Origin of the sequence: uncultured Algibacter sp., from assembly GCF_905480415.1 — a bacterium.
Classification (GTDB): Bacteria; Bacteroidota; Bacteroidia; order Flavobacteriales; family Flavobacteriaceae; genus Algibacter_B.
On sequence record NZ_CAJQQI010000166.1, the window covers coordinates 1 to 2,773 of the forward strand.

2 protein-coding genes are annotated in these 2,773 nt (G+C 34.0%); one reads left to right on the plus strand and one right to left on the minus strand.

What is annotated here, in order from left to right; translation table 11 throughout:
• Window positions 1-78: 78 nt before the first annotated feature.
• On the minus strand, window positions 79-1,293 hold the full coding sequence (locus tag QZ260_RS11540; protein WP_295986381.1) for an RsmB/NOP family class I SAM-dependent RNA methyltransferase: 1,215 nt from the start codon (window positions 1,291-1,293) through the stop codon (window positions 79-81).
• A gap of 111 nt (window positions 1,294-1,404) precedes the next feature.
• Here QZ260_RS11540 and QZ260_RS11545 point away from each other — a divergent pair, with 111 nt between their 5' ends.
• Window positions 1,405-2,724, plus strand: a complete 1,320-nt coding sequence (locus QZ260_RS11545) for a sulfatase-like hydrolase/transferase (protein WP_295986383.1) — start codon at window positions 1,405-1,407, stop codon at window positions 2,722-2,724.
• The last annotated feature ends 49 nt before the right edge of the window (window positions 2,725-2,773 follow it).

The window sequence follows — 2,773 nt, forward strand, 5'->3', positions numbered from 1 at the left end:
GTTTTAAAAAGTAAAAAAAGAGTTGAATTGATTTTAAAATAAAATCAAAAAAGCATTATTTTGTTAAATAGTTCCTTATTAAGATTTCCGCTCCAGTAAAGCCATATAAAACCCATCAAAACCAGATTTATGAGACAAGACTTTATTATCTTTAACTAAAGTAAAGTTTTCTCCAACTTCCGATTTTAAGAAGGTAGCTACTTGTTCTTGGTTTTCAGAAGGTAACACAGAACAGGTTGCATAAACCAGTTGTCCGCCAACTTTTACCATTCTTGAATATTGTTGTAAAATATCTTGCTGTGTTTTCTTTATTTTATCAATAAACTCAGGTTGAAGTTTCCATTTTGCATCCGGGTTTCGGCGTAATACACCCAGTCCCGAACATGGGGCGTCAATTAAAACACGGTCGGCTTTATCGTATAATTTTTTAATCGCTTTTGTAGATTCAATTACTCGGTTTTCAATATTATGAGCGCCGTTTCGTTTTGCACGCCGTTTTAATTCATTCAATTTATTGCTATAAATATCCATAGCAATAATTTGCCCTTTGTTTTCCATTAAAGCCGCTAAATGCAATGTTTTTCCACCTGCACCTGCGCAAGCATCAACCACGCGCATACCAGGTTCTACATTTAAATACTCCGCGACTAATTGAGAATTAGCATCTTGAACTTCAAAATGTCCATTTTTAAAAGCATCAGTAGAAAACACATTAGCACGCTCTCTTAATTTTAGGGCGCTAGGATGATTATCTACAAAGTCGGTTTCTATGTCTAAATCAAATAAAGTAGTTTGTAATTTTTCTTTGGTTGTTTTAAGTGTGTTTACTCTTAAAATAACATCGGCTTGTTGGTTTAATGCGGCAATTTCCTTGCTCCAAACTTCTCTACCTAATTCCTTTATGCCTATTTGGTCCATCCAATCTGGAATAGATTCTTTAAATTTTCTCGTTTTTGAAAGTTCGTCATAACGTCCTTTAATTTTTCTTAAAGGTGTGCCTTCAAAATATTTCCAATCTGGTAATTTTATACCTTTTAAAGTTGCCCAAACGGCAAACATACGCCACAGATTATCACGATCAAAAGGTTCTTTAACTTCAGCGATTTCAGCATATAAACGTTTCCAGCGAACCATTTCATATGTGGTTTCGGCAACAAAGCCCCTGTCTCTAGCACCCCAACGTTTATCACGCTTTAATAGCTGTTGAATAACTTTATCGGCATACTTACCTTCGTTAAAAATCAGGGTTAATCCGTCTATGACTGCAAAGCAAAGGTTTCTATGTAATCGCATGTTGTTTTTATGAGACCGCAAAGGTAGTTATAATGTTTATTAATATGAATAGAATATTTCTAATTAAACCTTTCTGTTTTTATTCGGTCTAAAACCAAATGACTATGACAAATGAAATTATCATATTTCAAATTATTATTTCTATTTCTTGTTTTTTCAGCATGTAGTAATGCTGAAGACGTTGCTTTTATTATTCAGGACAAGGAGGAGAACATAGCTAAACAGCCAAATATATTACTTATAATAGCAGACGACATGGGTTTAGATGCTACACCTAATTATAATATAGATGGGATTAAACCTAACATGCCTATTTTACAGTCACTCATGAGTAATGGAATCAAGTTTAATAACTTATGGTCTTATCCATTATGTACTCCAACAAGAGCAAGTATCCTCACTGGGAAGTATGGGTTTAGAACAGAAGTAACTAATGTCGGACATAACTTATCGAGTAATGAGCAGTCCATACAAAACTATTTAGATGGCATGAATTCTGGATATAGCCATGCTGTAATTGGTAAATGGCATTTGTCTGGAGATATAAGCCATCCTAATGCTATTGGAATTGATGAATACACTGGGGTATTAGGCGGAGGAGTACAGTCTTATTGGAATTGGAATTTGGTAGAAAATATGCAAAGTTCTAAATCAACAGAATACACTACCACAAAGTTTACTGATTTAGCAATTAATTGGATAGGGAGCCAAAATCAGCCTTGGTTTTTGTGGTTAGCTTATAATGCGCCTCATACACCTTTTCATTTACCACCAAGCGAATTATATAGTCAAGTTGGACTAGCTTCAGACCAATCTAGTATAGATGCTAATCCTTTACCATATTACCTAGCCATGCTAGAGGCTATGGATACTGAAATGGGAAGACTAATAAACTCGATGAGTCAAGAAGAAAGAGATAATACTTTTATTGTTTTTATTGGAGATAACGGCACACCAAACCAAGTGGTGCAAACGTACCCAAATCGTCGTGCAAAAAATAGTTTATATCAAGGAGGTGTGAATGTACCTATGGTAATTTCTGGAAAAAATGTTGAGCGAAAAGGAGTAGAAGAGGAAGCGCTTCTTTGTACGACAGATTTGTTCGCTACTATTGCTGGAATAGCTGGTTCTAATATTTCTGAAATAAATGATAGTAAGAATTTTAAATCCATGTTCAATGCACCTGGTATAACTGTTAGAGATTATGTGTACAGCGAAATTGGTGATGACATCAATAATTTGGACCATACTATTAGAAATGATAAATACAAACTAATGAAATTTAGTAGCGGTAATGAAGCACTTTATCATTTAGCAGAAGACCCTTTAGAATCAATTAATTTATTAGATGCTAACCGTCTTCCTTTATCTGAAGAAGCTCAGATGGCAAAAGAAGCTTTGGAATCTGAAATTATAAACATTAAAAGCTAATAATATAACGCTTAAATACTATGAAATATTTAAAATATTCTTTAAGGTT

Coding starts and splice junctions, on each gene's coding strand:
- QZ260_RS11540 (WP_295986381.1), bottom strand. CDS start 1,293: ATGCGATTACATAGAAACCTTTGCTTTGCAGTCATAGACGGATTAACC.
- QZ260_RS11545 (WP_295986383.1), top strand. CDS start 1,405: ATGAAATTATCATATTTCAAATTATTATTTCTATTTCTTGTTTTTTCA.